At 39.2% G+C, this 8118-nt stretch carries 5 protein-coding genes; all 5 read left to right on the top strand.

The genetic code is table 11. The annotated features are described in order from the left end of the window. On the top strand, positions 1-4701 hold a 4701-nt coding region (locus tag ADH31_RS09455; RefSeq protein WP_049510428.1), incomplete at its 5' end, for a ZmpA/ZmpB/ZmpC family metallo-endopeptidase. A 156-nt stretch (positions 4702-4857) separates the two neighbouring features. Then, positions 4858-5418 carry a redoxin family protein gene (locus tag ADH31_RS09450; RefSeq protein ID WP_049510426.1) on the top strand — a complete coding sequence of 187 codons (561 nt, stop codon included), beginning with the start codon at positions 4858-4860 and terminating at the stop codon, positions 5416-5418. A gap of 9 nt (positions 5419-5427) precedes the next feature. Then, positions 5428-6543, top strand: a complete 1116-nt coding sequence (gene msrB / locus ADH31_RS09445; RefSeq protein ID WP_049510425.1) for a peptide-methionine (R)-S-oxide reductase MsrB — start codon at positions 5428-5430, stop codon at positions 6541-6543. Positions 6544-6621: 78 nt separating this feature from the next. Then, complete coding sequence (locus ADH31_RS10385; RefSeq protein WP_414716742.1) at positions 6622-6729, top strand: helix-turn-helix domain-containing protein; 108 nt, start codon at positions 6622-6624, stop codon at positions 6727-6729. A 199-nt stretch (positions 6730-6928) separates the two neighbouring features. Then, the coding region (locus ADH31_RS09440) for an SIALI-17 repeat-containing surface protein (protein ID WP_049510423.1) at positions 6929-8118 on the top strand (1190 nt) is incomplete at its 3' end.

Below are 8118 nucleotides of genomic sequence, written 5' to 3'. Positions count from 1 at the left end.
AAAGGCACGCAAGAAGAAGGCCACGAAGGCGAATCTTTGGTTCAACCAGAGTTGCCAGCTTACACCGGCGAGATTACAGCTAAAGGCACGCAAGAAGAAGGCCACGAGGGTGAATCCCTAGTTCAGCCAGAATTACCAGAGTATAAAGTAGCTGAAGCAACTATCACGGAAACTGAAACTGTAGAAGTTCCATATACAAAGGAGTATGTAGCTGATGATACTCGTTACACTGATGAAGAAACAGTGATTCAAAACGGTCAAGCAGGAAGTCAGCTAATTCACCGCGTTTATAAAACTGTTAATGGTCAAAAAGTTGGGGACCCAATCAGCACAAGTACAGAAACTGTTAAGGCTCCAGTAAACGAAAAAATTAGTCGTGGTACCAAGGCTATTGAAGGTCAAGTTGAAGAAGTTTCATTTGAAGAAATTCCTTTCGAGACAAGAACAGAAGTAGACAGCACTCTTCCGAAGGGAACAGAAGTTGTTGCTCAAGCTGGTCAAAACGGTAAGAAAAAGATTACCAAAGTCTATAAGACTCTTAAGGGCGTGAAAACCGCAGATGCTCCAACGATTTCAGAGGAAGTTGTTGAAGCAGTTCAAGATCGTATCATCAAAAAAGGTGATCAAATCCTGACTGAGCCAACGTTGACCCTCACTCATATAGATAAAGAAGAGTTAGAGCGTAGTGCCAAAGTTCGTTACCAATTGGTCAAACCAACAGGTGTAACCATTAAATCTCTTGAAGTTGTCTTGAAAGATGGTGATACTAGCCTTCAAACAGTCAATATGTCTGAAGGAGACCTGACTGCAAATCTTACAAACTTGAAGTATTACAAGGACTACAAGATTGCGACCAAGATGGTTTACGATCGTGGAAATGGGAATGAAGAAGTAGTTCTCACGGAAGAACCACTAAGACTCGACCTCAAAAAAGTCGAAGTCAAAAACATCAAGGAAACCAGCCTTATCAGTGTTGATGACCAAGGTGTAGAAACTGATAATAGTCTCTTGTCAGCTAAACCATCAGATGTTAAACCTTATTACTTGAAAGTGACAACTCATGATAACAAGGTGACAAAACTTGCTGTTGATAAGATTGAAGAAGTCACAGTTGATGGTAAAGCATTGTTCAAAGTCACTGCTAAAGCACCAGACCTAGTTCAACGTAACTCAGATAATCAGTTTACAGAGGAATATGTCCATTACTTTGCTAAACCAAAAGCCCATGAAGGTGATGTTTATTACGATTTCAATGACCTTGTAAAAGCAATGCAGGCCAATCCTACTGGTACCTTTAAGCTTGGTAGCAGTATGAATGCAAGTAACGTACAACCAGCTGGCAAGTCTTATGTAACCAATGCCTTCAAGGGAACATTGGAAAGTACAGAAGGTAATAAATTTGCCATCCATAACATTACGAGACCATTGTTTGGTAACATTGAAGGTGGTACTGTCAAGAATCTCTTGCTTGAAAATGTCAACATTGACATGCCTGGATTTGATCGAGTAGCACCAATCGCAAATGTTATTAAAAATAATGCGACTGTCGAAAATGTTAAAGTAACAGGTAATGTTATCGGGGGCAACGATGTAGCTGGTATTATCAATAAAATTGATGGTAGTGGTAAGGTAAGTAATGTTGCCTTTATCGGTAAGATTCACGCTGCTGGAAATAAAGGTTGGTACTTAGCAGGTGTTCTAGGTGAAAACTGGAAAGGTATCGTAGAAAAAGCCTACGTTGATGCTGAAATTACTGGTAACAAGGCAAAAGCTGCAGGATTAGTTTATTCTTCTCAAAATGGTGGAAATAACAATACACTAGGAAGAGAAGGTGTTCTCAGAAATTCAGTTGCTAAAGGTTCTATCGAGCTGAAAGAAGCTGTTCAATCTGGTGGCTTGCTGGGTACCAACTGGGCCTTGGGTGCTATTGAAGACAACATCACCATGATGAAAGTCAAAACAGGTGAGATGGTCTTCGGTCACTCGGATATTGACGCCGATGATTACTTCACGTATTCAAGAACAAAACGTAACTTCAGTGTTGAGGGTGTAAGTGAGGGTAATAAATCTTACAAGAATTCTCGTAAGATTCCTAGCATCTCACAAGAAGAAGCTGACAAGAAGATTGAAGCAATGGGAATCACTGCTGATAAATTTGAAAGCACCAAACCTGTTGAAGACAAACTCAATAACATTGTCAACAAAGCTGATCAATACAAAACAATCGATGGTTACGACGTTTCTCGTGAACTTGCCTACCGTAATATCGAAAAATTGCAACCATTCTACAATAAAGAGTGGATCGTAGACCAAGGAAACAAATTGGCTGCAGGAAGTCCTCTCTTGACCAAGGAAGTCTTGTCTGTTACTGCCATGAAGGGCAATGTCTTTGTGACAGAATTAGCTGACGCTGACCATATTATGGTTCATTATGGTGATAAGACCAAAGACATCTTTACTGTTTCACCGAAAGACTCTAAGGTCAAACAAGTGAAAGAGTACAGCATTGCTGAACTTGGAGAAGTTGTTTACACTCCGAACATGGTTGACAAAGACCGTAGTGATCTCATCACTGATATCGTTGAAAAATTAAGCCCAGTAGAATTGCAATCAGATCCTATCTACACACACCTAGGTAGAACAGGACCAAATAAAGTTAACGCTATAAAAGATCTTTACCTAGAAGAAAGCTTCAAAGAAGTCAAGGATAATCTGGCTAAATTTGTGAAACAGTTGCTTGAAAATGAAGACCATCAATTAAACACAGATGAAGCTGCAAAACGTGCCTTGATCAAGAAGATTGATGACAACAAGGCTGCTGTTCTTCTTGGTTTGTCTTACCTCAATCGTTACTACGGAGTTAAGTTTGATAACTTCAATATCAAGCAACTCATGTTGTTCAAACCAGACTTCTATGGTAAAAATGTCAATGTGTTAGACTTCTTGATCAAGATTGGTTCCAAAGAAAATAACATTAAAGGTGATAGAACTTTAGAAGCTTATCGCGAAACTATCGGTGGAGTTATCGGTATAGGCGAGTTAAACAGTTTCTTAGACTATAATATGCGTCTATTCACAGAAGACAAAGATCTAAATGATTGGTTCATTAAAGCAACTAAAGATAATGTCTATATCGTGGAACCAAAAACAACAACTCCTGAGTTTGCTGATAAGAAACACAGAGCCTATGAAGGATTAAACAACGATATGCACGGTAAGATGATCTTGCCACTCTTGAACTTGAAAGATGCTCATATGTTCTTGATTTCAACTTACAATACAATGGCTTATAGTTCATTTGAGAAATATGGTAAGTATACTGAAGCAGAACGTAATGCTTTCAAAGCTGAAATTGATAAGGTTGCGAAAGGACAACAAAATTATCTAGACTTCTGGTCACGTCTATCAATCGATAAAGTTCGTAATCAACTCTTGAAGAGCAACAATATGGTTCCAACCCCTGTTTTAGATAACCAAAACTATAAAGATATTAGTACTGATAAATACGGTCACACTAATAGTGGTAAAGATGTTGCTCCTATTCGTGAATTATACGGACCTACAGGACGTTACCATGCAACAGACTGGCGTATGGGAGCGGTAGCTCGTGTTTATGCCAATCCATATAAAGATGACTCTGTCTTCTTCATGGTTACCGATATGATTAGTGACTTTGGTATTTCAGCCTTTACCCACGAAACAACTCACGTAAATGACCGTATGGTCTACTTGGGTGGTTCAAGACACCGTGAAGGTACTGATTTGGAAGCATTCGCACAAGGTATGCTCCAATCTCCTGCTGAATCTAGTACAAACGGAGACTTTAAAGCTCTAGGATTGAACATGGCCTACGAACGTCCAAATAATGGAAACCAATGGTACAACACCAATCCAAATGACCTTAAATCTCGTGAAGAAATTGATCGTTACATGAAAGGCTTCAATGATACTCTCATGCTTCTTGATTACCTGGAAGGAGAGGCTGTCCTTAATAAAGCAAATCAAGATTTAAACAACGCTTGGTTCAAGAAGGTTGATAAGCAATATCGAGGAAATAACACCAAGAATCAATTCGATAAGGTTAGACCTTTAAGTGATGAGGAAAAAGCTATTCCTTTACGTACAGTAGATGACTTAGTAACCAATAACTTCATGACCAACCGTGGTCCAGGCAACAGAGTTTACAACCCAACTGACTTTGATTCTGCTTATGTCACTGTACCTATTACTGCAGGTATCTACGGTGGGAACACAAGTGAAGGTGCTCCTGGAGCGATGTCATTTAAACACAATACCTTCAGAATCTGGGGTTACTATGGCTACGAAAAAGGCTTCTTAAACTATGCTTCTAACATGCTAAAAGCTGAATCTAAAAAAGCTGGAAAAGATACTCTAGGTGATGACTTCATCATTAACAAGATTTCTGAAGGAAAATTCAACAATCTTGAAGATTGGAAGAAAGCATACTTCGACGAAGTAGTGACTAAGGCTAAAAAAGGAATTCAATCTATTGAAATTGATGGTAAAACATACAATAGCTATGAAGACTTGAAACGCGCATTTGCTGAAGCAGTTGATAAAGATAAGGCTACTCTAAGTAAGGGATCTGTTAAATTTGACAATACTGTTGCTTTGAAAGAGAAAGTCTTCAAGAAACTTCTTCAACAAACAGATAGCTTTAAAACTTCTATCTTTAAATAATCCAAAACTCTCATCTGCTTATCAGGTGGGAATTTTTATAATCAAGAAGCTTAATGATTTTCCAAACAGATTCTAAGTATTTTTAGCAAGGTAGGTATATAATAGAACTACAAAGTAAATATCTATATTCATATAACAAAAAAGAAGGTGATGAAGATGAAAACATGGCAAGCAACTGTATTGGTCTGCACTAGTTTGTTTTGTCTATCAGCTTGTAAAAATCAGACAACAAGCGAGGCTGATAAACAAAATGGAGACAAACAAGCGCAAGTTAGCTCTCAGGTAGCAAAAAACGGAGAAGCAGTTACAGACTTTGAACTCACGGGAGTTGATGGTAAAACTTATCGCCTATCAGATTATAAAGGCAAAAAGGTCTATCTCAAATTTTGGGCATCTTGGTGCTCTATTTGTCTAGCCAGCCTCCCTGATACCGATGAGCTGGCTAAAGAAGAAAGCGATGACTATGTTGTTTTGACAGTCGTTTCTCCTGGTCAAAAAGGCGAGCAAGCAGAAGAAGGCTTCAAGAAATGGTATCAGGGCTTGGACTATAAAGATTTACCAGTATTGTTAGACCCTTCGGGACAACTTTTGGCGAGTTACGGAGTTCGTTCTTATCCGACTCAGGCCTTTATTGATAAGGAAGGTAGACTCGTTAAGACCCAGCCAGGCTTTATGGACAAGGAAACTATTTTACAGACGCTAAAAAGCATAGTTTAGAGGCTCATCATGAATGATAAATTAAAAATAATTGTATTCATTGGAATCATCATTTGCATTATTATTGGATTTTTATTTCTTTTGGAAAAAAGGAGCGCAAGCTACACAGATACCACTCAAATCGAGAAGGCAGCAGTTAGTCAAGGACAAAAGGCCAAGAAAAAAACTGAGCCAAGTAAAGATGCTGACTTACATGAAATCTATCTAGCGGGAGGTTGTTTCTGGGGAGTCGAAGAGTATTTTTCACGAGTAGCGGGTGTGACAGATGCTGTTTCGGGCTATGCAAATGGTAGAGGAGAAACAACTCAGTATGAATTAATCGGCCAGACTGGACATGCTGAGACTGTTCATGTGACCTATGATGCCAATCAAATCTCTTTAAAAGAAATTTTGCTCCATTATTTCCGCATTATCAATCCAATCAGTAAGAATAAGCAGGGAAATGATGTAGGGACTCAGTACAGAACAGGAGTCTACTATACAGATGAGAAAGATTTAGAAGTCATCAATCAAGTTTTTGACCAAGTTTCTAAGAAGTACGACCAACCTCTAGCGGTTGAAAAGGAAGCCTTAAGAAACTTTATTGTGGCTGAGGACTACCACCAAGATTATCTCCAGAAAAACCCTAATGGATATTGTCATATCAATGTCAATCAAGCAGCCTATCCTGTTATTGATGCAAGTCAATATCCAAAACCGAGCGACGATGAATTGAAAAAACTTTTGTCTCCAGAGGAGTATGCAGTGACTCAAAATGGTCAAACAGAACGTGCCTTTTCAAATCGTTACTGGGATAAATTTGAAGCAGGTCTTTATGTGGATGTTGCGACTGGCGAACCTCTCTTTTCTTCGAAAGATAAATTTGAATCGGGTTGTGGTTGGCCAAGTTTTACCCAGCCGATCAGTCCAGATGTTGCGACCTATAAGGAAGACAAGTCATACAATATGGTCAGAACGGAAGTCAGAAGTCGAACAGGGAATTCTCACCTAGGACATGTCTTTACAGATGGACCTCAGGACAAGGGAGGTCTACGCTATTGTATCAATAGTCTATCCATCCATTTTATCCCAAAGGATCAAATGGAAGAAAAGGGCTATGGCTATTTGTTGGATTATGTTGAGTGATCTTGAGATTATTAAAAAGTGTTTACTAGAAATACATTTTAATTCATAAGAAGTGTAGAATTTGGATTTTAGAAGCGGTTGGGCAATTTAATCGAACGTGTTGGGATTACTCCCGTAAATCTTTCAATACTGAAAACAGGTAAGGCTAAAGCTATACGTTTTTCAATGATTGAAACTATCTACTAATAACTGGGTCGCTAACCAGGTGATATATTGGAGTATGTGCCAGACTAAAAAAGTGGATCAGCCAATGCTGATCCACTTTTTTATTTAAAAAATATCAATTTATCTCAAAAATATTTTGTAAAAAAATCAACAAAATATTATAATAAGATTATGAAAACGGAACAAAGGAGATGTCTTTAAGGACAAGAACAAAGCTGGTATGGAAGATAGAAAAAAGCTACAAAAATTTGCCATTCGAAAACTGAGCATGGGAGTGAGCTCGGTATTGATTGGACTTGCCTTTATTGGAGGAACACTTGAACCGAAACTGGTTCAGGCTGATGAAACCAAGCAAGTTTCCTTTCACTATTTAGCAGAATCGGAGTTGACAGCTGCTGAACGTGAACTCATTCATCATGAATTGCCACAAGATTTGAGCCAAGATAACTATTATCTAGTTTATCGCAAGCAGGGACAAGCCGTCTTACCTCAAACTGGATCTATCAGCTTCCCCTTGGCTGGTGTTGGTCTTTTGACTGCTAGTTTGGTGGTTTTCCTATTTTCAAAGAAAAAACCTTCTAAGATAGTTGGAGTGTTATTGATTGCTTCTGTAGGTAAGAGTTTATTACTACCTTATCAAGTATTTGCTTTTGAACACAAGGACTTGCTAGCTTATGATCAGACTAAAACCCTTGTGTCTGCAGATGGTTTCTCTCAAGGGATTATTGACATTAAAGGCTATGACTATATTGGCTATTTATTAGAGTCAGATTTAAGAGGAACAGGGCAAGATCTAACATCTAGTGAAAATTCAGAAATTCCTGCAAAACCAGTAAATCAAGCAGCTATTCATGAAATTCCTGAATTCATAGGTGGCGTATCAGGCGAATCCTTAGTCGAGTCAACTAAACCAACATTTGAAGGTGGAGTCAATGGCCTAGGAGCAGTAGCTGAAGCCTTACCAGAGTACACACCAGAATCGAGTGGTGAAAGTGGCGTGCCAGAAGTCCACGCCAAATCTGAGTTCACAGGCGGAGTATCGGGTGAGTCCTTGGTTGAGCCAACAAAACCAACATTTGAAGGTGGAGTTAATGGCCCAGGTACAGTAGCCGAAGCCTTACCAGAGTATACCCCAGAATTGACTAGTCAAAGTGGCGTCCCAGAAGTCCATGACAAAGCAGACTTCACAGGTGGCGTATCAGGCGAATCCTTGGTTGAACCGTCTAAACCAGCATTTAAAGGTGGTGTTAATGGTCCAGGAGCAGTAGCTGAAGCCTTGCCAGAGTATACCCCAGAATTGAGTAGTCAAAGTGGCGTGCCAGAAGTCCACGCCAAACCAGACTTTACAGGTGGAGTATCTGGCGACTCCTTGGTTGAGCCAACAAAACCAACATTTGAAGGTGGAGTTAA

Source organism: Streptococcus pseudopneumoniae, assembly GCF_001072375.1.
In the GTDB taxonomy this organism is placed as follows: Bacteria; Bacillota; Bacilli; order Lactobacillales; family Streptococcaceae; genus Streptococcus; species Streptococcus pseudopneumoniae_L.
Note: the sequence above shows the minus strand (reverse complement) of the source record. Positions and strands in the feature narration are given on the sequence as shown.

Excerpts from the sequence above, each read along its gene's own strand:
- msrB (WP_049510425.1), top strand. The coding sequence starts at position 5,428 with ATGAATGATAAATTAAAAATAATTGTATTCATTGGAATCATCATTTGC.
- ADH31_RS09450 (WP_049510426.1), top strand. The coding sequence starts at position 4,858 with ATGAAAACATGGCAAGCAACTGTATTGGTCTGCACTAGTTTGTTTTGT.